Consider the following 23085-nt stretch of genomic DNA (forward strand, 5'->3'; position numbering starts at 1 on the left):
GGAAATCTATGTCACAAAAACCGAGCGGTTATGTACTGAAGGCCATGTTTGGCTCAGATGAACTCATCGGCTTTTACGCCGAAGAAGCATTTGAGCGTGACATGGCGAGGGCGAAGACATTGCAGGAGGTTGTCCGGGCCGCTGTGCTTTTTGCAAAGGCATATCATGGTGAGCAGGCTGCCTATGATGCTGTTTCTCCCTATGGTGGAGAGGATATTGAGGTGTTATCAGAAGAAACACTGGCCTTGTCCAAGGTGGATAGGCTGTCTAAGCACCCGGCCTGCAGCGGGATCGACAGGCTCTGCCTGTGTAAAGAGTTGTACGCTCAAATGGGGCAGATGGGGGTAGCTCTGCGGGAAACGCGAGGGTTTATACAAGAGTATGAAACAAAGGCCCGCATTGCTGCTGGATATATCTCCGCCCCTTTCCGCAGAGAAGTGGAACATTACGAAAAAGCAGCCGCATACGCCGAGGCTGTTGCCCTGCAGGAGGTGGAGGCAATTCATCAAGAAGGAGCGGTGTTACGATTCAAGGCGGAAACAGGCTTAAAAAGGCTGGAGCGCAAATGGCTGGGCCTTTATAAATGGTTTGTTCCTGAGAAATATCTGACCCAAAGAACAGCTTTAGAAGGGCAGCTGCAAGCAGCGGCCGGCATGGAGGCTGTTACGCCGGAGGACGTAAAGCAAAAGATCTGCCCAGCCAGTTATGAAAGGGCTATTGAGAATATGGCTTCCCCTCCTCGCTTATTGGGGGAGCCAATCTTTTCCGCAAAGGCCCTTTACACCGTTATGAACAGATTCAAGGAAGAAATTGTCTCGCCGGAAATGAAGGAGGATTATCTCAAAATCTGCGCTATAACGGGCCGTTGTCCCATATCCATACCGGAGCCGGGCAATGCCCCTTTGGAAAAGCTCTCCATCCGAGCGACAGTAAAACGGCTGGAAAGGTTGCCGAATGGGCGGGAACACGCAGCGCCCCAGCCAATGATTTTGACAGAGGGAAAGCATGAACCTGGATTTTGAGTATGACGATAACAGCATGATTTGTCAGAAGTATGAGATAATATGCGGTTTTCGTGTCAAATTGATACCGCAAAAGCCGGATTATCTCCCCATCTCGCAGGAGGAGTTTGTGGACCGCACGTTAGAGGCTTGGACGCAAGGTGATAAAAATGCCAGAGTCTCCGCAGTCTTTCATGGCGGGGAGCGGGAATGGGCGGCGCTGTGGAAGGACGAAAGCTATTCCGTCCGTGGAGCCGCAGCCTGTTTTGCCAGCGAGGAATACCAGCTGAAGCTGGTATCTGACCCTATCACTCAAGTTCGGGACAGGCTTGCCGTTTATGGTACGGACCGGGTGCGTCTTGCCCTGATGGAGCGGGGGGAGGATAACGAAAATGTGCTTATCAATATTGCCAAATACGGCAGCGCGTCCATCCGGCGCAGGCTTGTGGACATGGCCTGGGAGCAGCCGCTGGTCCTGATAAAATGCGCCCCTTACCTGCCCGCCAGCTGCGTGGAAAAGCTGATGGGCCATCCTGACACAGATGTCAGGGTCCATGCCGCCTTGCATGGCACCAGGGACCAGTGCAGCCGCGTCTTGGTCCTGCCGGAATCCATGGACAACCTTGCCGCCATACTCATGCGGTCCTGCCTGATCGACCGCATACATGAGCTGGACGAGGTGGAGAACGCCATCAATTTTGGCAAAGCAATAACACGCAAAAATCAGGAAATGGAGCTTTCAACATGAAAAAACTGAAACTGGAGCCTTTGCGCCCAAACACAGCCAGAGGGTATCGCTATCTTGCGGTTCCCAAGGAGCTGATAAAAAACAGGTCGTACTCCCCTCTGGATTTCGGAGCGGTGTTCCTTTACGCCAGGATGATGGAGATAGCCACCTTATCCGCTCAGAATGAGGATAAATTCACTGACAAAAAGGGGCTATTTATCATCTACACCGTAGAGCGGATGGAGCAAGACCTCCAGCGCTCCCACCCCACCATCGTGAAGTGGACCAAGCAGCTGGAAAATATCGGCCTCATTGAAAAGGTGCGCCAGGGCCAGGGAAAGCCATCGAAAATCTACATATATGACTTCACCACCGCGCCCCAGGATGAGCCGGAAAAGCCTACAAGTAAAGAGGATGAACCTCAAGAAATTAAAGATTTTAACTTCAAGAAATCAAGGGCTTTTACTTCCAGAAGTAAAGAAGTTGAACTTCAAGAGGTTAAAGATTTTAACGCAATAGAACCAGAGAATAAAGAACTTGAGAATAAAGAACTTCATCCTACCGACCCTCCTTCCGGTTGGGAGGACGGTCGGGTGGAAGAACCCGTTGAGGAAATACAGGCCCAGGTGCGCCAGCAGGTGGAGTACACGGTGCTCTGTGAAAACTATGACGAGGAAACGGCTGACGAGGTGGTGGAGATCATCACGGAGGTGCGGTGCCGGGACAGTCCCAAAATGCAGATCGGAGCGCATAGATACCCCATGGACCTGGTGCAAAAACGTATGCGGAGCCTGACCTATGAGCACGTCTGCTATGTGCTGGACAGCCTGGGACGCGCCGGGCCGGTGCGGAATCCCCACGGGTATTTGACGGCGCTTTTGTTCAACGCTCCTGCTTCCAGCAATGCGGCGGTGCAGGCGGCTTTTAACGCGAATAACGGCAAATAAACTCACGAAAATGGAGGAAACGGCATGAAAGACAAGTATTCGGGCCTGAAAAAGGAGTACAAGGACACTCTCGCCGCTCTGGCCGGAGCGTCCGGCTGGCCGGAGGAGCGGGTGGAAACGGTACTGGACCTGATCCTAACCGCCTCTGAGCAAAAGTCGGGCCTGCGGGCGGCGGAGCGCCGGGACAGTCTGGCAGCATCCAGAATCGACGCCACCAGATTTTTGCTCAAGAAATATCGGGCGATCAAGTGGTCCATAGATACCGGGACAGAGCACACGCTGAAGCTCCTGGAAGAAAAGGAGTTCCAGCGGCTGATGGAGCTGGAGGAGAGTGTGGAAAACCAAAGGCTGCGCTCCGCCGCCCTGCTGACCGCCTCCAACAAGGTGCTTTGGGCACAGCTCAACGCCGCGCTGGACTGTTTCCGGGAGTTCTGCGAAAACGACCCCAGCATACAGACCCGGCGGCAGTACCGCATGATCTACGAGCGCTATCTTGCTCCCCAGGAGAAGTCCGTCCAGGACATTGTGGAGCTTTTGCACATTGAGCGCCCCACTTTTTCCGGGGAGTCCAGTCGGCGGTGGGTACGCTCAGCATCATGCTGTTCGGCTCGCGGAACGTGGAGGATTTCTTTTCACCCGCGGCCATGGAAAGGAAGAAAGAAGCAAAAAGAAATATGTGAGCATAATCCCCGACCATGTATCCACTGGGGACGTGGCCTCATATGTAAGCGGTATCTGATGGATGACATGAAAGCTCAAAATGACATACTGACCGTTTGCGACTAAGAGGAAACAGCCTTTCAATTGTCTGAACGCAGTACTTTTCTTCTATAAGCGTAATCCTTTTGAGCAGCGAATGTGTAGAAGATTTCTATCTGGATAGCAAATTTCAGCACAGAAGTCCGCGAAAGAAACATTTGATTGATAATGGCACACCGTTTTAGAAGAGTCACCGGTTGCTATGAGTTTCTTTTATGGCCTTGGGAGTCTCTGCAACCTCAAGTTTTTACTTTCTACAAAACAATATGAAAAAGGGGTGGAAAATTTTGAGAATGTGTGGTATACTGTAAAAACAGAGGATAATCGCAAATTATTGCATACTATGAAACAATACAAAACTTCTACCTGATTGGTTAGAGAAAACAATTATCTTTTTGCTTTGTAGAATCAAAGGTTAGTACATATGACGGCTACAACCGGGTTTAGACGCTAATCGGTTAAGTAGGTGACAACTATGAAAAAATCAGTGCTTATTACATATGCTTGTGATTCAGATCTTCAGAATATTCGTGTTCAATGTTTTATTGATCAATTACACAAAAATGGATTTACAGTTTATTACGATAAGAATATGCATTTTTGCAGGCAAAGCCATTCTTTTATTGAGTTCGACCTCGGAAAGTATGATCATGTTTTAATGATATGCACACCACAATATAAAGTAATGGTTGAAAAGCAGGTAGAATGTAGGGAGGGGGGAGCGTTTGACGAGTTTCTTCAAAATCTTGATTTTACTAACAAATTTGTACCGATATTGCTTGAAGGATCACCTTCTATATCTTTCCCTAAATGGGTAAAGGAAACAAAGTGGATAAATTTATCAGATCCAAATTGTAAGGACCTCGAATATAAAAAACTTATAAAGCATTTAAAAAGCACCAGTTATTCCACTGTAACCCAAGTAGCAATAGAATCAAAGATAATCAAAATTATATTATCCGTTTTCATGTGTGGCCTTGCTTTTTACATTCTTCCAATCACTATTCACCAATTTAGGATTACAATTGTTTTGGGATTATTGAGCATATTTGTCGCTTTTTTATCATTAATTGCTTTAGCAATAAATCACTTTAAAAGACAAGCATGGCTTGCAAAATTGTGGGCTTTGGTCGTATTTTGCACTTCTTTTTTGGGGGGGTTCGTGTCCTTTAATGCAATTGAAATCCCAATACCGAGTATTATTCCTGGGAGTGCCGGTGTAGTAAGAGAACGTCCTGAAACTATTAAAATCTCAGCTGAAGAGGGTTTGGAAATATATTATACTTTAGATGGAAGTGATCCCAAAAATGAGAGACAAGCAAGTAATCTCTCCGATATGGCTGGTTCAGTTAATGTTACAATAAGCCAATCAACAAATGTATCAGCAAGAGCAAAGTTCATGTTGTTTTGGAGCGACATGGCTAAAGATACTTATACATTTGTTAAACCGGCAATTAACGAGGTTGAATCTCCATATTCAGATGACTTTCTGGATGTGAAATCCTATGAAGAGAATTCGGGAGAATATATACTGTGGGACAATAAATACATTTTCCGAAAATACAGTTTGGATTCTTTTACCGATGGTTGTTTTAGGTGGGGTTATGCCTTAGAAAGTAATGAAAAAAAGATTTGTTGTATGTATTCTGATGGCACGACTGAAGAGCTATTTTCGGATAATGGGTATGGCCCTCTTTATTTTGCTAATGATAAATTATTTATGAACAAATACGTTAACAACATTCCGCATGTATATTCTGTTGACATTCGTACTAAAGAAACTGTAGAGTACAGCGAGGGAGAAATTATTGGAATGGACAATAATCAAAATTTTATCATATTTAAGCGTAACCAAATGGTTTATGCAATTGACGTCCATTCGCAATCAATTGTAATGGAGCAAGAAGCGACAGGCGGGATTATAGGAATTAGAAATAATAATATGTATTATGCCACTTGTGAGAAAAGAGAGGATGGCAGTCTTGAAGAAAAGTATGTACTGGAACTAAAAAAACTTTCTTTTGACACATATACAGAAACGAATTTGGCGACTTTGCCACACGCATTCTCTGCTGATGTTTTTGTTTCTATGCCATGCATAGAAACAGCGCAATTTCAAGGCAACGATATTTTTCTTGCTTACGGAACTCGTGGGGGAACGTTACATTATTATACTGGTTATATAGTTAGATTTGAGCTACTTTCCTGTGAAATAGAAACGATGGTTGCGCATTCGAGCAACAGCGACTTCCTTATAACAAATACGGAAAACCAACCCTTTCTGTATTACTTCACAGAACAAGAAAATGTGTCTCGCATGAATATTTCTACTAGAGTCGTTGATCATCCTAGTATTGGAACATTAGCCGACAATGATGTTTTCGAAGATGAAAGTGGGTTGTGTTTTTATGGAAAGAATAACGTGAAATATACTTTGATAGGTGTTTCGGATTATGAGAAATATGGCTATGAAAAGGGAAATATTAATCAATATGCTGATGGCAGCAATTTTTCCATATCTGAAATTAATGAATTTGCGGATAAAATCTTCTTTCGTCTGGATATAGGTTACCATGATCCCACCCAAGATGTGGGCTGGCGCCCCTATTATGTTAGGAGCAAAACACAATTTTATTATAAGGAAATCTATTCTGGGATGAACACTTTGATATATGAAGTAGACTAAATGTGTGGTTTTGATTCATACCAAGGAGTTACCAAATATGAAGCATGCGGAGGCAATAAAACGCAAAAAGAATATAAACCGTATTCGGTCTATCCTAATTAACTTTTCAAAGCAATTCAAACGAAATGTTAAGATAGATCCTGATGATACTAATCATAATACTGAAGAGGCTTTTTGTCATTTGCTAAACTCCATATATGGCTGGAATCTTAAATTTGAAGCACATAGACAGACAAGTTATATGCCTTTTTACTTAATTGATTCTGAAAGAGGGATATGTGTTCAAATCAGCTGTGAAGTCTCAAATAATAACAAGAGAGTCCTGTTTGATAACTTTCTTGCTAACTGTTCTCTAGACGGTATCAAAAAACGGATTTTAATTATCCTTTCTGATGAAAGGATAGATAATAGAATTTTCCAATCTGGTAATTCATTGGTTCTTGATGATAACATGGAAATTTTATCTTTCGGGAGTTTGTGCGATAGTATTAGCATCCTGAATACTCAAGAAATCAAAACTATTTGCTCCCATTTTAACTCAAAACTCTGTAAACGGATTTTCCCAGATTTGAAACCGCTGAAATCTGCTATTGCAAAATGTTGCACAATTACTTTAGCGGTTTCTGTGATGCTAATTATAGCAGTTTGGTTTAAATTTTCGGATTATGTAATCTCTCAAAACACACCCGCATCATCTGTATTAACATCTTATATTTTCCCATATGAGCAGGCAGGCGTTTATGAATCCTACGATGATATATCTCCTATATATAAAACGGAACTCGAAACAATAAATTCATTTTCTATTTTAAGCTTTATTCGTCCCAATGACTCCGCAGACACAATTATTGAGAACCAATCTTGCCATATACTAAATCTCGACCCTATAGAACACCCTGAGATTCATATAGATGGTGCCATTGTAGGTGACAGACTTTTGGTGTTCGCTTTCAATAATGGTTGGGAAACGGCAACCGCGCTTTCTATTGAATCCGTTTCATTAGGTGAACCAGATAGTGAAGACACGTTAGCACAAATCGCTAATCACACGGAAGTTATGAACAAAGTGAATGTTCCCCCTGCTAGTGCGGTTCTTTTAGCTGAATATTCCCTAGACCGCACAAAGTTTCAAAAATACTGTGAACTTCATGCGAATAGCCAATTTTATACCCCGCAACTATTCTTTTCTATACATGGACGGAATTGCTCGGCTCAATGGTATGTTCTTCTGTATCTCACAAATGATGAATTCGTTTTGGATTTTCCGGGAATAGGCGGTCCTCCAAGTGAATATAATATCACGTTATTCGCGGTACTTGATGTAGATAGCCATCCGAAGCATATTATTTTTTCTGGCGCAACCTCTAACCCGCGAATAAATGAGGATATCTTGCGTATTGAAACTGTAATTGCCCCTACTAAGTCGTGCATTATTAAATGCCGAAATGAATTCACCATAGATGGAAAAATCCAACAAACTCCTGACTATACAGTTACCGTAACTGTACCTGCACTTGCTGCAGATGATTTAGGTAGAAGTAGTCCCTTAGCAAGGGAATTGGCAAATCTAGAACAATTCGACGAGATTTCTATACGAAATTGCATCGAAAAATATCGTTATAATCCTGAAAGTATTTTTGAAGATCACAACGGCTAGTAGATAGAGATATGGAGGAATGTTATGAAAAAGAGTTGCTATCTTGTTCTAGGAACTGCTTTATATTGCTTTTTTTTGTTTGGCAGTTGCGGCAAGGGCGAGAGCCCGGTTACCATTTTAGCTTTTCGCCCATTTAAACCAACATCAAATTTCAATGATTTGGCATTTTATATTGAATGGAAAAACAATTCAAACATGTATGCTGTTGATTCCCTGATTCTAAATATATCGTCTCCTTCTGATTCTAAGTCAAACTTTTCTATTCAAATTGTAGAACCCCAAAAGGTAGCACCACAAGAACATAACAACAAGACGATTATTTACCTAAACGAAAATGACCTACCTAGATTACAGCCGAATGCAACGTTAGATGTACGCATTCAGCAGGTTAATTTCACAGACGGACCCAATTGGAAATGTGATGTAGATCTAGGAGAACTTGTTTATTCAGCGGCAATAGATAGCGAGAAACGTATTGGTATTTACCCGATCGTTTTGAACCAAGTTTCATTTTATGAGACTTGGGAGAATCCTTCTATGTCAGCCACACTAAACTTTCAGGTAGATTGGTCGAATATCTCAGAAGCGAGTAGCATCATTGGACTCGTATATCAAATTACAGCCTATACGCCTGATGGTAGCATAGTGTATAATACAAATGGGAAGCCTAGCTCGTTTGTCTCGTGCTATTATCAGGATCCTTCTCAATGGATCCCGCCTTCCTCGAACAATAATATTTTTATGGAAAAAATACCTGCCTCCATTGCGTTAACTTTTATGGAAAATCATGCTTCGGTATTTGAAATATCTATTTACAAAGCTATTGACTCATTTGGTTTTATCTGGGAAGCGCCTCCCAAACCAATCACTATTGAAGCTTTGCTTTCATAAAAAGATATTCGTTTTCTGTATAGATTCCTGATAAATCCGTCCAGGCTTTGCTAGAATAATAAAAATGGATTTCATCCAAATGCAATCTACAACATGAAAATGTTCCCATAGTGATAAAAGACAAGGAGTATTATTTGCTACGATATGACAATGTGGATATTTACGAAGGGGTTATCTACCCAGAACGAGTTGGTTATTATATACTATATCTTTGCGTCAATGAGCACATACCAGAACAGGGGATAATTTGCGATTATCCTTCAAACCGAAGAAAGGCCGCTAAGATAGCGGCCTTTTTGGTTACTCTATAGGAAAAGACATCCGGTTTCTGGGATGGTTCTGTGCAAGCAACTTTGCCTGCTGCTGGCTTGAAACGTATGTATATATCTGCGTAGTGGAGATAGAGCTATGCCCCAAAAGGGACTGAATGTACCGGATGTCAACGCCAGCCTCCAGCAGCGAGGTCGCAAACGTGTGACGAAACATGTGCGGCGTAATATGCAATGGAAGATTCGCCAGCTTTGCATACCGGTTGACAATGTTCCGCACAGACTGTGTGGATAGAGCGCGGCTGTCTCGGTTGACGAGGATATGGTCGCTTGCCTCTATCTCACTTTGGAATATGCTCAGATACTTTTCTATCAGTTTCACCGACTCCTGCATGTCGACTTCAATCATGCGCTCCTTGCTCCCCTTGCCGAAAATCAGCAGCCGGAGCTGTCCGCTGGTTATGGAAAGGTTTTTCGGCGAAAGGCGGCAGAGCTCGGACACCCGGATTCCGGTGCTGAACAGCAGCTCCAAAACGGCAATATCGCGCAATACCCACCGGCTCTGCCGAAAAGAGTAGGCGGCATACGCTCCCCGAAGGAGCCCCGTGACATAGCTTTCCGGAATTACTCTTGGCAATTCTTTTGGCGTTTGTATTTTTACTCTTACCCTTTCAAATGGGTTGTCCGCAATGACATCCCGGTATTCCAGTTCCTTAAAGAAGGCCCGTACACTTGCAATCTTCCGTTTCGCAGAGCGGGGGGAAAACTTGCGGTTCAGCTCTTGGATATAGCAGCTCAACAGCGCCCGGTCCACCTCTTTCTCAGCTGCGAAATTGGCAAATTGCCGCAAGTCCACCCCATACGCTTTCAGCATATCTGCTGAAAGACGCTTTTCATTAGCGCAGATGTCGAGATACCAGTCAATATTTGAACACAGATTTATCATATATAGAACCTCCATTATTGAATTTTCTCTTATTATGGAGGGTAGCCGCGTTCTTGTCCATATCATTTATTACACCTTCTCTCAATCCAGGGAACGCAGCCGGCAACAATATGTTTTGTAGCTTTATTTAGGTAAAAAGGCTGGACCGCAAAGCGGCCCAGCCTTTTACATATTTTTCCAGGAAAGGAAGGATGCTTTTGCAGGAAGAACAGAAGAAGATTTTAGAGGAAATGGGGCTGGGTGAGCAGCCGGACAAAACGGTTTCTGAGCCGGATTCACCTTGGCCCCATGCGATTCAGGAACCGGACATTTGCCTGTGAAGGGAGGGACTGCATGAACCCAAAGATACAGACTTTTACGGAGCTGGCGGCAAGCACCGCCAGCCAGCTTACCCGCAGCTATCCCGAATGGACCCATTTTTTGGATACGGCGGCTAGGCTCTACAAATACCCGTATCATGAGCAAATTCTTATCTACGCCCAGCGCCCGGACGCCACGGCCTGCGCCAGCTTCGAGGTGTGGAACAAGCGCATGAACCGGGGAGTACAGCGGGGGTCAAAGGGGATCGCCATCATGGATACCAGCAGGGGCGAGCCCCGGATACGGTATGTGTTCGACATTTCCGACACCTTTAGCCGTGACGGGAGCCGCCGCCCCTATCTATGGGAATACCGGGAGGAACACGCCGAAGCTGTCACAGCCGCTCTGGCCGGCACTTACGGCATTACAGACGAGGGCGGTTTGCCCTACCAGCTGGAAGCCATAGCCCAGGAGCTGGCAGGCGGGTATTGGGAAGAACATCAGGTGGACATCTTAACAAGCGTTCCCGGCTCCTTTTTGGAGGAGTTCGATGAGCTGAACATCGAGATGGCTTTCCGGGACGCGGCCAGTTTCAGCATTGCTTACATTTTATTCTCCCGGTGCGGGCTGGACCCCGGAGAGCATTTTTCGCCGGAAGATTTCCGGCCTGTGTTTGACTTCAACACGCCCGATGCGGTCACAGCCCTGGGTACGGCGGTCAGCGGGAGCAGCGAGCAGGTGCTGCGGCAGATCGAGGTTATTATCAAGAATTACGAGCGCAGCCAGCGCATGGAAAGGAGAGGTTTATATGGAGAACAACCTGACCTACCGGCAGGAAGGGGACTTCCTGCTGCCCGAATTAGAGATGAAAACACCATCAACTTTGGGCAAATACGGACGGATGAGGGAGCGGTATCTGAGGGAGGAGCGCCCGGTGCTGTACAACCGCCTGATTCTCAGCGGGAAACTGATGGAACACCTGGCGGAAATCGACCGGACAGCGAACCGGAGATTGGAGCAGCTGATGCCGGAGCTGAAGAAGTCCATGGGGCTGACGGAGGAGCTGAAAGCCCAGGACCCCATGAAGTGGGCGGGCCTGATGAACAACGCGAAATCGAAGGTGGAGGAAATGATTCTGGAGGAGCTGATCTACCACTGACAGCTCCCGGGGAGCCAGAGCCGGTTACCATCCAGGTGGATGTTTCCGCCAAAGATGATGATTACATCCCGAACCTGTTTGACCTGGCTGGCTCAACGATCCCCCTGACGAATGAGCCAACCGGCGAGCCCGCTGTATTCCGGTGGCAGTTACCGCAGAATATAATCGACGCCGCCCTGACTCTGGGCGCGAATGACCCGGACAGCCGCCTGCGAATTATAGCGGAGTTCATGAAGGACAAGCCCATAGAGGAAAACGCCCGGTTCTTGCAGACCCATTACAAAGAAAACGGCGCGGGGTTTTATGTGGGAGAACGCAAATACTCCCTCTGGTACAACGACGCCGGTATGCAGATCGCCGCCGGGGAGAGCGCCTTGACCTTTACCGCCACGGCAGTCACATGGGAGCAGGCAGCGGAAAGAATCCGGGAACTGCTGGACGAGGGCAGGTATGCCAGCCAAGCCATGCTCTACCGAGCCTGGCCCTATGAGCGGAACCGGGTGGCGGAGGCTCTCCAGTATCTGCACAGGGATATTGACGATGAGTACAAAGGCAAATATCTCCCCACGCTGACCGCCGCTCTGGGCGGTACATTCATCTATCCTGATGTGGTGGATAAGACAAAGGATCTGCTGGAACAGCCGGAGCAGCTGGAAGCTGTGATCGCCGAGTATACCGTTTTCAGAAAGGACTACGCTCACAACCGCGATATTCTCCGTTTCCGCTCCCGCGGGACAGAGGAAATCCAGCGGGGGCTGGAGGATTTCCGGCGTACCCCGCTGAAATTTACCGCCTCGCCGGACTATGAGCCGGTAGAGCGGTTTTTCATTTCTCAGGATGAAATCGACGCGCTTCTGCGGGACCATCCTGACCGGCATGACTACCGCATTGCCGTGTATAATTTCTTTGAGCAGCACTCCGACCGCAAGGAGCGGGAGAAATACCTGGGCCATCTTCATGGCACATACTCCGGCTACAATGGCGGCAACGACAACATCACCTATACTTACAAAGAGCTGGCATTCACCCACGGAGACAGCATTGAGCCTTATGCGGCGGTAAAAATGAAGTGGTCCAAGGTGCGTAAGCGTATTGAGGAACTGATTCAGAAAGATAAATTTCTCTCTACGGAAGATAGGGAGATCATGGAGAGCCGGACGATGGAAACCACTGCGGAAGAACCCTCCGCGCCGCCAGCAGAACCGGAACCCCTCTCTGAGCAGGACGCAAAAAAGCACGACATTCTCATGGCTAACACCAAGGCTCACTTCGCCAGCTATGATGAAGTCAAGCAGGCCCACCCCAGTGATATTGTCCTTTTTCAGCGGAGGGACTTCTTTGAGATGTACGGCCCGGACGCAAGAGCAGCCTCAGTGGAGCTGGATATCCACCTGACGAACCGTAATATTCCCGAGCTGGGCCGGGTGGCTATGTGCAGTGTTCCCGTCGGCAATCTGGATAAATTCGTGGAGATGCTGCGGAAAAAGCACGGCGTTACCATCTCTGCTGTAACTGAAAACAGCGCGGAACGTCAGACATATTCCCTATCTCCTTATAAGGATGCGCCTAAAATCGTTCCTTCTTCCTCGCCTATGGAACCGTTGGAGCAGGCAAGTGAGCAGATCATTGAAGCGTTGCCGCAAATGGCCCCCAATATAGAGGAATACATCAAAACCAAGGAGCGCTTCCCAAACTGCGTGGTGGGGGTCCAAAATGGTGATACGATATATTTCTACGGCGCAGACGCGAAAAAAGCCGGTCCTGCCCTGAATCGCCATGTGCTTACTCGGAATATCCCCGGTATGGGAGCGGTTTCTGTTACCGGAGACGCTGAAAGCTGGCAGGCAGCGCAAGAGAAATTGCTGGGAAAGGGAATTGACCTGACGTTTGTCCGGCTGGGCGGCGCGGGAGAATATGAGGTTATTACCTCCCGCACGGCGGCAGAGTACATTCCGGTTGGCATGGAGCTGGATGTGGATGGGCGGCGCTGCCGGATCGAGAGTGTGGATTTTCAGCAGGACGCGGTGCGTCTGACCGTTCTGGATTCCGGCTCTCCTCTGACAGAACCTGTCCGCTATGTGCGTGAATATGTAGAGGACGCATATGCCAGGGAATTGGAGCTGGCTGCGGAAAAGGCGGAAAGCCAATCCTTTGTGGAACAGGTCATGGAGGATGTGGCGCGTTTGGCCGAGCAGGCTCCCACCGTCCGGGAACTATACGAAAAGTATAAGGGGCTGGTGATCGAGGCTCTGGGCAGCGACCAGCCCTACCGCAACGCCTGTCAGAATTCTGACAAAGATACCGCCTGTTTGGATGGCGATGCTGCTATAAAACGGGCAGTGCTTGCCGCCGGGGACGTTACTCTTACCAAGCTCTATTTTGATAATGCCAAATTCCACAATGACCTCCACAGGGAGGCGCTGGAGGAAACATACGCTATTTTATCTCAGCCCAAAGAAATCCCAGCTTCGCAGGAGGAACCGGAACAGGAACAAAACTCCCCTGCTGATGAGGACCTTACAGATTTGCAGAAAAAAGCTATAGAAATTGCCAAGCAGTACGAAAATCTGCCCATGGAAGAACGGCTGGCTATCATCGCGCAGACCTTTAACTGCAAATCTGGCAAGATAGAAAGCTCTCTCTGCACCGGCAAGTGGCGGGGTACCAGTGATATATCTATCCGTTTTGGCAACGGCACATCCCTGTTTATTGGTAATTTCAGTACCCCGAAAGCTAAAACCCTCAAAGTCCAAAGTGAATGTGTCAATAAGGCCCTGGTATGGTATAACCCGGAAATCGTAAGGCTCACAAAGGAAACTGCCCTTGAACCGCTCCGAAAACAGGAGCAAAAAGATAACGCGGTCGCTTTGGAAAAGGGGCTGAAACCGTATACCTTGCTCAACGTGGAACTCCACGACGGCACACATGGTAAGGACGCCGGCTATCTTGGCTGGTACTATGTAACGCTGGCTGTTGACGGCAAAATCCATGCCCATCTGGAAAGCGGGCCGAATCATGAGATATCCTTTGGCAAGGTAAGCGAAAACCTTACAAAGAAAAGTTTCTTTGTAGCAGGGGCGCTCGAAGAAAGCAGCGTGGACTATATTTTCCATAACGTGGGATTCTCTACTGCCGCTGGACTGTACTCATTGGATATTGCAGATGAGGTCCGTGCGCGGGCAGAAAAAACGCTTGCGGAGCGGGAAATGCAGATGGAAAACACGCCGCCCCGCGACCCCTTGGCTCCGGCCTACAAGGTCGGTGATGCGGTCTATCTGGAAGATACCGCGTTCACCATCACGGAGATTGGGTTTCATGATGTAGAGCTGCAAGACTCCACTCAGCTCTACCCTGTTTTCCGCTCAGAAAGCAAGGAAGAGTTTGAAAAGCTGCTTCGCCGTGATGAGCGTAATTTGTTCATCACGGACTATCTGACCTATACCCCAAACGGCCCTATAGACGATGGAAGCGACCTGCGGGATGCTTTGACCAGTAACGGCGGGCTTTTGGGTGCACGGAGTAAAAAAGAGGTCAAAGAATGGCTGTGCGCCGGAGAGGGGAACGCTGAAATTTCCTTGCATTTGCAGGAAATATTTGATGGAACAAGCAAAACTATGACCCTGGAAACCGGCGAAACGGCAGACTATTCTATCTATGGGGACCGGTTCATGCTGAGTTTGCTGGATAAATCTCATACGGTACGGATGTACGATTTGTGGATGGTCGCCGGAGTGCTGCGGGATATGTATCAACGGGAGCTGGGTGGCTTTCATCACAAAACACCGTATCAGGTGATCTCCCCTGATACCTCCCGGCATGGTACGTTTGCCCCACAAGACAGCATTACGCCCGCTATCTCACAAACATGGTCAAAGCCAGTGGCTGTCTACCCCGCCGAAAAAACCAACCTGCCCTTTGATATCGTCATTGAAAAGTTCCACATAGAGGAACCCAACCGCGTCCCCGCTCCCCAAAACTTCCATATCACCGATGATGACCTGGGCGCTGGCGGCGCGAAAGCCAAGTATCAGATGAACATATCGGCCCTGAAAACTCTGCATAAAATTGAATCTGAGGGCCGTACCGCCACGCCAGATGAACAGGAAACCCTCTCAAAATATGTGGGATGGGGCGCTCTTGCGGACGCTTTTGACGAAAGCAAGCCTGCCTGGGCCAGCGAATACCAAGAGCTGCGAGAAATGCTTACCCCGGAGGAATATGATTCTGCCAGGGCCTCCGTCCTTAATTCGCACTACACATCGCCCACGGTTATCAAGGCCATCTATCAGGCCCTGGAAAACATGGGCTTTCAGGACGGCAATATTTTGGAGCCGTCCTGCGGCGTGGGCAATTTCTTCGGCCTGCTGCCGGAGAGCATGGCAAACTCCAAACTCTTTGGCATTGAGCTGGACGGCCTTACCGGGCGCATCGCAAGGCAGTTATACCCCAACGCGCACATTGAAATCAAGGGGTATGAGGACGCCCGTTTTCAGAATAATTCCTTTGATATCGCCATAGGCAACGTACCCTTCGGCAACTATAAAGTCTTTGACCCGGCTTATAACAAGCTGGGTTTTTCCATTCACAACTATTTCTTTGCCAAGACCGTAGACCAGGTGCGGCCCGGCGGGATCATCGCTTTTGTGACCTCCCGGTACACCATGGATTCCAAGTCCACCCAGGCCAGGGAATACATGGCCCAGCGGGCCGAGCTGCTGGGGGCAATCCGCCTGCCCAATAACGCTTTCCTTTCCAATGCCGGAACGGAAGTTGTATCGGATATTCTGTTCCTGCAAAAAAGGGAGCAGCCTATTACAGAGCCGCCAGATTGGGTACAGACGGGAGAAAATAAAGATGGATACACGATCAATCGCTACTTTATCCGGCACCCGGAGATGATTTTGGGGGAACAATCTTCTGACAGCACTCAATATGGACAGCAGGATTTTACGGTAAAACCCATACCTGGCACAGACCTTGGAGAACAACTGCGGGAGGCAATAACGCACATTGAGGGCCGGTATATGGAAGCAGAAACCATTGCATTAGACGAGGAAAAGGAGCAGGAAACCGTCCCCGCCGACCCGGAGGTCAGGAACTTCTCCTATACCATTGTAAAAGGGGATGTGTACTACCGCCAGGATTCCGTCATGGTCAAGATGGAGCTGGGGGCAACAGCCAAGGCCCGCGTTACCGCCCTCATTGACCTGCGGGACTGCACCCGGCGGCTTATCAATAAGCAGATGGAGTTATCCGCAAGGGATGAAGAAATTAAATCCGCCCAGGCAGAGCTGAACCGGCTCTATGACAATTTCACTCGGAAATTCGGCCTTGTCAACGACAAAACCAACGAGCGGACGTTCTGCGACGACTCGTCCTACTATCTGCTGTGCGCCCTGGAAATTCTGGACGACGAGGGCAAGTTCGTCCGCAAAGCAGATATGTTTACGAAACGCACTATCCTCCCCCGGCAGGAAATTACCCATGTTGACACCGCCGCCGAGGCCCTGGCTATGTCCATCGGCAATCGGGCCAGGGTTGACCTGCCCTATATGGCGGGGCTGACCGGCAAAACCGAGGAGGAGATCATCCATGATCTGCATGGCCAGATTTTCCGCGTCCCTTTCCGCGACCCGCCCATTTACCAGACCGCTGACGAATATCTCTCCGGCAATGTGCGGGAAAAGTTAAGTATCGCGGAAGTAGCCGCAGGGGACAATCCGGATTTCAATATCAATGTAAGCGCTCTGGAAGCAGTCCAGCCCAAGGACCTGGAAGCGTCAGAAATCTCCGTCCGGCTGGGAACGGACTGGATAGAATCCGAGTATGTGGAGCAGTTTATGTATGAACTGCTCAAGACTCCCCGCAAAGCCAGAGAGGATATTCATGTTCAGTATTCCTCAGTTATCCATGTGTGGAACATCAGCTGCAAGACCCATGTCCGCAAGGACGATGTGCTGGCGCACAGTACCTACGGCACCCGCCGCGTCAGCGCCTATAAGCTGCTGGAGGACGCGCTGAATCTGCAAAGCACCCGCGTTTACGATACCATAACAGCAAACGGCGGGGATAAACGTGTGCTGAACGCCAAGGAAACAACCCTGGCCCAGCAGAAGCAGTCTATGATTAAACTGGCGTTTCAGGATTGGATATGGAAGGACCTGGACCGGCGGCAAAAGCTGGTCCGAAAATACAATGAGGAAATGAACTGCATCCGGCCCCGGCAGTACGATGGGAGCCACCTTGTTTTGGATGGCATGAACCCGGAAATTCAGCTAGAGGAGCACCAGAAAAACGCCATTGCAAGGGCGGTCTACGGTGGAAACACCCTGTTCGCCCACTGCGTAGGTGCTGGCAAGACCTTTGAAATTACGGCCTCGGCTATGGAAATGAAACGGCTGGGGCTGTGTTCCAAATCCATGATCGTGGTGCCAAACCACCTCACCCAGCAGTGGGCCTCGGAATTTCTACGGCTTTACCTCAACGCGAATATCCTTGTCACCACCAAACGGGATTTCGAAAAGGACCGGCGAAAAAAGTTCTGCTCCCGAATTGCCACCGGGGACTATGACGCGGTTATCATAGGGTACTCTCAGTTTGAGAAGATACCCGTCAGCAAGGAGAGGCAGATCAGGCAGCTAAACCAGCAGATGGATGCGATCATAGATGGAATTGCCCGCGCAAAAGAGGAGGACGGACAGCATTTCACCGTGAAAAATATGGAGCGTACCAAGCGAAGCCTGGAATCACGGCTGAAGAAATTGCAGGCAGATAACCGCAAGGACACTGTAATAGATTTTGAGGAATTGGGCATTGACCGGCTGTTTGTGGACGAGTCAGACAACTTTAAGAACCTTTTTTTGGTCACGAAAATGCAGAATGTGGCCGGACTTTCCACCTCTGACGCACAGAAATCCTCCGATATGTTCAGCAAGACGCAATACCTGGATGAAATCACAGACTATAAAGGGGTTATCTTTGCCACGGGAACACCAATCAGCAACTCTATCACAGAGATGTTCACCGTTCAGAGATACCTCCAAAATAACGCCTTGAAAGCCATGGGTATGGAGCATTTCGACAGCTGGGCCAGTCGGTTTGGGGAAACTGTCACCACTATGGAGCTGGCCCCCGAGGGTACATACCGCCCCCGCACACGGTTCGCCAAATTCTTCAATCTCCCGGAGCTTATGAACATCTTCCATGAGGTGGCAGACATTAAAACGGAGGATATGCTGAACCTGCCCACGCCTGACGTGGAGTTCCACAATATTGTAGCGCAGCCCAGCGAGTATCAGCGGGAATATGTGCAGGAGCTGTCGGAGCGGGCTACCGCCGTTCGCGCCGGGAGTGTGGACCCCACTAAGGATAACCTGCTCAAAATCACGAACGATGGCCGGAAGCAGGGGCTGGACCAGCGGCTTATAAGCCCCTTTGCGGAGGATGAGCCGGGTTCCAAGCTCAATCTGTGTGTGGAGAACATCATGAAATTTTGGCAAGAGGGCAAGGAAGAAAAACTCACGCAACTGGTGTTTTCTGACCTGTCCACCCCCAAAAAGGACGGCAGTTTCAATGTCTACAATGATATAAAATCCAAGCTGGTGGCAAACGGTGTGCCGGAGAATGAGGTTGCCTTTATCCATGATGCGGAAACGGAAGTCAAGAAAAAGGAGCTGTTCGCAAAAGTTCGCAGCGGCAAGGTGCGGGTGCTCATTGGCAGCACACAGAAACTCGGCGCGGGGACAAACATTCAAGACCGGCTTATCGCGCTCCATCATCTTGACTGCCCCTGGCGCCCCCGCGATGTAGGACGGATTTTGCGGACATTCAAAATAAAAAAGAATGTGGAGGTAACAGACAATGGCAAAGACGATTTTTGAGGAACTGGGCGGCAAATATGAGCGGCAAGGAGATTATTTAATACCGTGCTTAACTGTACCCGCCGAAGAAGAACAGCCGATAGGCACATGGGGGCAACGACATCTGAATTATCTGAAGCAGTACCGTAAGGTTACATACACCAATCTTCTCACAAGCGGCAGGCTCAACGCTTATCTTGCCGACATCGACAGACAGGCACAGGAACGCTTTGAAAGGCTCATAGAGGGCATGAAACAGGAACAGGGCATAACGGAACGCCTAAAGGAAGAAAACGCCTTAGAATGGACAGGGCGGCTAGGTAACATAAGGGCTTGTGCGAGGGAGATTGTAGGAAAAGAAATTATCTATGTATAAGCAGCAGGTTAACGGTAGAGTGAAAATTTTGCCGCTGTTCCTGTTTTAGTGCAAAGTTTTAGTATTTCGTCAGCTTGACAAATAAATGATTAAGGAATATAATTAAGCTTAATTTCATACAAGGAGTTAGTAAATATGCGGCAAGGTATTCTTAAATAAACTGTCAATTTGATAGTGGGAACAAAAAGGTTTTAGCCCTTTTGCTTTTAATGGGGCTTAGTTTTTTGTACCCAGTTTAAGAATACTTTTATCATGTAATTTTATATATCCGAAAACACATAGGTGTTTTGGGCTTATTGAAGTTATTTACCCAGTGATAGGAGTATTTATCACTGGGTATTTTTATGCCCTTTTTTGGGCGTTGATTTGGAGGAAAATTACATGAAAATAATTAACTTAGGAATTTTAGCCCACGTTGATGCAGGAAAGACAACTTTAACAGAAAGTTTATTATATACCAGTGGTGCGATTGCGGAATTAGGGAGCGTGGATAAAGGAACAACAAGAACAGATACAATGAATTTGGAGCGTCAAAGAGGAATTACCATACAGACGGCAGTGACATCTTTTCAATGGGAGGATGTAAAAGTCAATATTATAGATACGCCTGGACATATGGATTTTTTGGCGGAAGTTTACCGTTCTTTATCCGTTTTAGACGGGGCGGTATTATTGGTTTCTGCAAAGGATGGCGTGCAGGCACAGACTCGTATATTGTTTCATGCATTACAGACAATGAAGATTCCAACAATCTTTTTTATCAATAAAATTGACCAAGAGGGAATTGATTTGCAAATGGTATATCAGGAAATGAAAGAAAAACTTTCTCCCGAAATAATAGTGAAACAAAAGGTAATGCAGCATCCCCGCATAAACATAATGGATAATGTTGATATCGAACAGTGGGAGGTGCTAATTGCAGGAAACGATGAACTTTTGGAAAGATATATATTAGAGGAGCCACTTAAAATTTCGGAACTAGAGCAGGAAGAAAATAGGAGATTTCAGAATGGCACAGTATTTCCTGTTTATCATGGAAGCGCTAAGAACAATCTGGGAATCCGGCAGCTTATAGAAGTAATTACAGGCAGGCTTTATTCATCAACGCCCAAAGAACAGTCTGAACTATGCGGGCAGGTTTTTAAGATTGAATATTCAGAAAAAAGGAGGCGTTTGGCTTATGTGCGTCTGTACAGCGGCGCATTGCATTCGAGGGACGTTGTCAGAATATCAGAAAAAGAGAAAATAAAAATTACAGAGATGAGTATTCCTACAAACGGTGAATTGTGTTTAGCAGATACGGCTTACTCTGGTGAAATTGTCATTTTATTTAATGATATTTTACGATTAAATAGTATTCTTGGGAACGAAGTATTGTTGCCGCAGCGGGAATCTATTGAAAATCCGCTCCCTATACTCCAAACAACAATTGAAGTAAAGAAATCCGAACAGCGGGAAGTGTTACTTGAGGCGCTTACAGAAATCTCAGATGGCGATCCTCTTTTAAAGTATTACGTGGATACTACAACGCATGAAATTATACTTTCCTTTTTGGGGAAGGTACAGATGGAAGTTATTTGTGCCATTCTTGAGGAAAAGTATCATGTAGAGGCAGAAATAAAAGAACCTACTGTTATATACATGGAAAGACCGTTAGGAAAAGCAGAATATACCATCCATATTGAAGTGCCGCCGAATCCTTTCTGGGCTACTATTGGATTATCAGTAGAACCGCTCCCTCTTGGGAGCGGGGTGCAGTATGAAAGCCGGGTTTCACTTGGGTATTTAAACCAATCATTCCAAAATGCAGTTATGGAAGGAGTTCGTTATGGTTGTGAGCAAGGGATGTATGGATGGGAAGTGACAGACTGTAAAATCTGTTTTGAATATGGTGTGTATTATAGTCCCGTAAGCACCCCGGCAGATTTTCGGCTGCTTTCTCCTATTGTATTGGAGCAGGCTTTAAGAAGAGCGGGGACAGAATTATTAGAACCATATCTCTATTTTGAAATTTATGCACCGCAAGAATATCTCTCACGGGCGTATCACGATGCCCCTAAGTATGGTGCAGATATTGTAAGTACTCAGCTAAAAAATAACGAGGTTATTCTGAAAGGGGAAATCCCTGCCAGATGTGTTCAGGAGTATAGAAATGATTTAACCTATTTTACAAATGGGCAAGGAGTTTGTTTAACAGAGTTAAAAGGATACCAATCAGCTAACAGCAAGCCTGTTTGCCAGCCCCGCCGCCCCAATAGCCGTATAGATAAGGTTCGGCATATGTTCCATAAGTTGACTTAACAGTTTGTGTAAATTGTATAAATATTTTGTATAGAATGGGATTTGAAAGGATTAGAACGTAATTATGATTAAATGTGAATGGATATTGTGTCCTGTTTGTGGGAGTAAAACTCGTAATAAAATTAGGAAGGATAGCGTTTTAAAAAATTATCCTCTCTATTGTCCAAAATGCAGGCAAGAAAGATTGATAAAAGTTGATAATTTGAAAGTAACAGTCATCAGAGAGCCAGACGCTTAAGACGCAGAGCCGATGAATTTGTGGAATAACTCACGAATCATCGGCTTTTTTTTAATTTGGCATTTGAAAGGACAAGCCCACAAATAAAAAAACGATATTCGGGTGGGCTTTTTTATTATACCTTAAATTACCCTCTGGATTTGTTTTTGAATTTGGAGGGTTTTTATGTTCCTTTTTTCGGGCAGTAATCTATCTGCTCATGCAACGCAGAATTTATACATACACAACATATCGGGGAATGGCAGGAAGCCAGTTAAAAAAATTATCCCCAACCATGCAACGCTACTTCTCACCATGAAACCAGAAGTAGAATATCCACTTAACAGAATATGTATCTCCTATAACCGTAGAGGTCACAGAGCTTTTGCGGTTTTTCTTTTGTCGTTTTTTATCGGAATGTGCCGCAGGGCTAGTCCTTGTGCTGGTTGTCGTTCCCCGCCTCTCCATCTGGATTTTTACATTTTCAAAAATTCAGATTGGAGGGAAAGGAACATGGCATATAACCACGGACGAGAGGACAGAAAATGGCGTATCTGGAAAGAAGCCGAGGAAAAGATGTTGCGGGAGTGCGGCGTTGATGAAGCGGTCATTGAGCAAATCCGCATAGAGGACAGGGCAGACTTTAATTCCAACAGGCGGTTTTACCGATGGACGAGCGACTTTGGGGAATACCTTGAGGGAATGGCAGACACCGAACCGCAGGCAGAGCCGAATACCATTGCGGACTTACTGGACGAGATTGAGAACGAGAAGCTGTATCAGGCACTGCTTACGGTGGACAAGCATACCCTGCTCATTCTCTTGCTGAAAATGCAGGGCTATTCCACGAGGGAGATTGCGGCGATGGCAGGGCTTACCGAAAGGGCGGTCTATAAACGCCTTGAAAGGCTCCGTAAAAAATTAAAGCCTATTTTTTATCCTTTCGGGGAAATTTAATCATTTCCACGGGCTATTGGGTGGGAGGGCAAT

17 protein-coding genes are annotated in these 23085 nt (G+C 46.9%); 14 read left to right on the forward strand and 3 right to left on the reverse strand.

What is annotated here, in order from left to right; all coding sequences use genetic code 11:
- The first annotated feature begins 8 nt into the window (after positions 1-8).
- From D7X94_RS11340 to D7X94_RS11370, 7 genes are all read left to right on the forward strand, one after another.
- Complete coding sequence (locus D7X94_RS11340; protein WP_120427812.1) at positions 9-1022, forward strand: hypothetical protein; 1014 nt, start codon at positions 9-11, stop codon at positions 1020-1022.
- Entirely contained in the window at positions 1006-1749 is a 744-nt protein-coding gene (locus D7X94_RS11345) for a hypothetical protein (RefSeq protein ID WP_120427813.1), read from the forward strand. The genes D7X94_RS11340 and D7X94_RS11345 overlap by 17 nt, the downstream gene beginning before the upstream one ends.
- The gene (locus D7X94_RS11350; RefSeq protein WP_120427814.1) at positions 1746-2675 is read left to right on the forward strand and encodes a DUF6017 domain-containing protein; all 930 of its coding nucleotides are present in this window, start codon (positions 1746-1748) and stop codon (positions 2673-2675) included. Before D7X94_RS11345 ends, D7X94_RS11350 begins: the two co-directional genes overlap by 4 nt.
- A gap of 24 nt (positions 2676-2699) precedes the next feature.
- Positions 2700-3461, forward strand: coding sequence for a hypothetical protein (locus tag D7X94_RS11355; RefSeq protein ID WP_120427815.1), 762 nt, complete (start codon positions 2700-2702; stop codon positions 3459-3461).
- Between the two features lie 448 nt (positions 3462-3909).
- Positions 3910-6120, forward strand: a complete 2211-nt coding sequence (locus D7X94_RS11360) for a chitobiase/beta-hexosaminidase C-terminal domain-containing protein (protein ID WP_120427816.1) — start codon at positions 3910-3912, stop codon at positions 6118-6120.
- 37 nt (positions 6121-6157) lie between these two features.
- Positions 6158-7777, forward strand: coding sequence for an SMEK domain-containing protein (locus tag D7X94_RS11365; RefSeq protein ID WP_120427817.1), 1620 nt, complete (start codon positions 6158-6160; stop codon positions 7775-7777).
- A gap of 24 nt (positions 7778-7801) precedes the next feature.
- Positions 7802-8668, forward strand: a complete 867-nt coding sequence (locus tag D7X94_RS11370; protein ID WP_120427818.1) for a hypothetical protein — start codon at positions 7802-7804, stop codon at positions 8666-8668.
- A gap of 300 nt (positions 8669-8968) precedes the next feature.
- Here the strand turns inward: D7X94_RS11370 and D7X94_RS11375 are convergent, their stop codons facing one another.
- On the reverse strand, positions 8969-9883 hold the full coding sequence (locus D7X94_RS11375; protein ID WP_279221782.1) for a tyrosine-type recombinase/integrase: 915 nt from the start codon (positions 9881-9883) through the stop codon (positions 8969-8971).
- Between the two features lie 197 nt (positions 9884-10080).
- Here D7X94_RS11375 and D7X94_RS19525 point away from each other — a divergent pair, with 197 nt between their 5' ends.
- Positions 10081-10203, forward strand: coding sequence for a hypothetical protein (locus tag D7X94_RS19525; protein WP_279221783.1), 123 nt, complete (start codon positions 10081-10083; stop codon positions 10201-10203).
- A 153-nt stretch (positions 10204-10356) separates the two neighbouring features.
- Here the strand turns inward: D7X94_RS19525 and D7X94_RS18500 are convergent, their stop codons facing one another.
- Together D7X94_RS18500 and D7X94_RS18505 are read right to left on the reverse strand one after the other, a co-directional pair.
- Positions 10357-10503, reverse strand: coding sequence for a hypothetical protein (locus D7X94_RS18500; protein ID WP_158591005.1), 147 nt, complete (start codon positions 10501-10503; stop codon positions 10357-10359).
- Between the two features lie 40 nt (positions 10504-10543).
- Positions 10544-10684, reverse strand: coding sequence for a hypothetical protein (locus D7X94_RS18505; RefSeq protein ID WP_158591006.1), 141 nt, complete (start codon positions 10682-10684; stop codon positions 10544-10546).
- A 364-nt stretch (positions 10685-11048) separates the two neighbouring features.
- On the opposite strand from D7X94_RS18505, the gene D7X94_RS11380 reads away from it, so the two are divergent.
- The 6 genes from D7X94_RS11380 to D7X94_RS11410 all read left to right on the forward strand — a co-directional run bounded on the left by D7X94_RS11380 (position 11049) and on the right by D7X94_RS11410 (position 23052).
- A complete protein-coding gene (locus D7X94_RS11380) occupies positions 11049-11342 on the forward strand; it encodes a TnpV protein (RefSeq protein WP_442857907.1) in 294 nt (97 codons plus the stop codon).
- A 1247-nt stretch (positions 11343-12589) separates the two neighbouring features.
- Entirely contained in the window at positions 12590-19222 is a 6633-nt protein-coding gene (locus D7X94_RS11385; protein WP_243111288.1) for an SNF2-related protein, read from the forward strand.
- Complete coding sequence (locus D7X94_RS11390; protein ID WP_004070749.1) at positions 19203-19577, forward strand: TnpV protein; 375 nt, start codon at positions 19203-19205, stop codon at positions 19575-19577. Before D7X94_RS11385 ends, D7X94_RS11390 begins: the two co-directional genes overlap by 20 nt.
- A 381-nt stretch (positions 19578-19958) precedes the next feature.
- Complete coding sequence (gene tet / locus D7X94_RS11395) at positions 19959-21878, forward strand: TetM/TetW/TetO/TetS family tetracycline resistance ribosomal protection protein (RefSeq protein WP_004070750.1); 1920 nt, start codon at positions 19959-19961, stop codon at positions 21876-21878.
- A 64-nt stretch (positions 21879-21942) separates the two neighbouring features.
- The gene (locus tag D7X94_RS11400) at positions 21943-22116 is read left to right on the forward strand and encodes a cysteine-rich KTR domain-containing protein (RefSeq protein WP_120427821.1); all 174 of its coding nucleotides are present in this window, start codon (positions 21943-21945) and stop codon (positions 22114-22116) included.
- A 492-nt stretch (positions 22117-22608) separates the two neighbouring features.
- A complete protein-coding gene (locus D7X94_RS11410; RefSeq protein ID WP_004070752.1) occupies positions 22609-23052 on the forward strand; it encodes a sigma factor-like helix-turn-helix DNA-binding protein in 444 nt (147 codons plus the stop codon).
- Positions 23053-23085: the final 33 nt, after the last annotated feature.

Origin of the sequence: Acutalibacter sp. 1XD8-33 (assembly GCF_003612555.1) — a bacterium.
Lineage (GTDB): Bacteria > Bacillota > Clostridia > Oscillospirales > Acutalibacteraceae > Acutalibacter.

Excerpts from the sequence above, each read along its gene's own strand:
- D7X94_RS11360 (WP_120427816.1), top strand. The coding sequence starts at position 3,910 with ATGAAAAAATCAGTGCTTATTACATATGCTTGTGATTCAGATCTTCAG.
- D7X94_RS18500 (WP_158591005.1), bottom strand. The coding sequence starts at position 10,503 with ATGTCGAACACATACCGTATCCGGGGCTCGCCCCTGCTGGTATCCATG.
- D7X94_RS18505 (WP_158591006.1), bottom strand. The coding sequence starts at position 10,684 with ATGTTCTTCCCAATACCCGCCTGCCAGCTCCTGGGCTATGGCTTCCAG.
- tet (WP_004070750.1), top strand. The coding sequence starts at position 19,959 with ATGAAAATAATTAACTTAGGAATTTTAGCCCACGTTGATGCAGGAAAG.
- D7X94_RS11365 (WP_120427817.1), top strand. The coding sequence starts at position 6,158 with ATGAAGCATGCGGAGGCAATAAAACGCAAAAAGAATATAAACCGTATT.
- D7X94_RS11400 (WP_120427821.1), top strand. The coding sequence starts at position 21,943 with ATGATTAAATGTGAATGGATATTGTGTCCTGTTTGTGGGAGTAAAACT.
- D7X94_RS11345 (WP_120427813.1), top strand. The coding sequence starts at position 1,006 with ATGAACCTGGATTTTGAGTATGACGATAACAGCATGATTTGTCAGAAG.
- D7X94_RS11385 (WP_243111288.1), top strand. The coding sequence starts at position 12,590 with ATGGCTAACACCAAGGCTCACTTCGCCAGCTATGATGAAGTCAAGCAG.
- D7X94_RS11375 (WP_279221782.1), bottom strand. The coding sequence starts at position 9,883 with ATGATAAATCTGTGTTCAAATATTGACTGGTATCTCGACATCTGCGCT.
- D7X94_RS11390 (WP_004070749.1), top strand. The coding sequence starts at position 19,203 with ATGGCAAAGACGATTTTTGAGGAACTGGGCGGCAAATATGAGCGGCAA.
- D7X94_RS11370 (WP_120427818.1), top strand. The coding sequence starts at position 7,802 with ATGAAAAAGAGTTGCTATCTTGTTCTAGGAACTGCTTTATATTGCTTT.
- D7X94_RS11355 (WP_120427815.1), top strand. The coding sequence starts at position 2,700 with ATGAAAGACAAGTATTCGGGCCTGAAAAAGGAGTACAAGGACACTCTC.
- D7X94_RS11340 (WP_120427812.1), top strand. The coding sequence starts at position 9 with ATGTCACAAAAACCGAGCGGTTATGTACTGAAGGCCATGTTTGGCTCA.
- D7X94_RS11350 (WP_120427814.1), top strand. The coding sequence starts at position 1,746 with ATGAAAAAACTGAAACTGGAGCCTTTGCGCCCAAACACAGCCAGAGGG.
- D7X94_RS11410 (WP_004070752.1), top strand. The coding sequence starts at position 22,609 with ATGGCATATAACCACGGACGAGAGGACAGAAAATGGCGTATCTGGAAA.
- D7X94_RS11380 (WP_442857907.1), top strand. The coding sequence starts at position 11,049 with ATGAAAACACCATCAACTTTGGGCAAATACGGACGGATGAGGGAGCGG.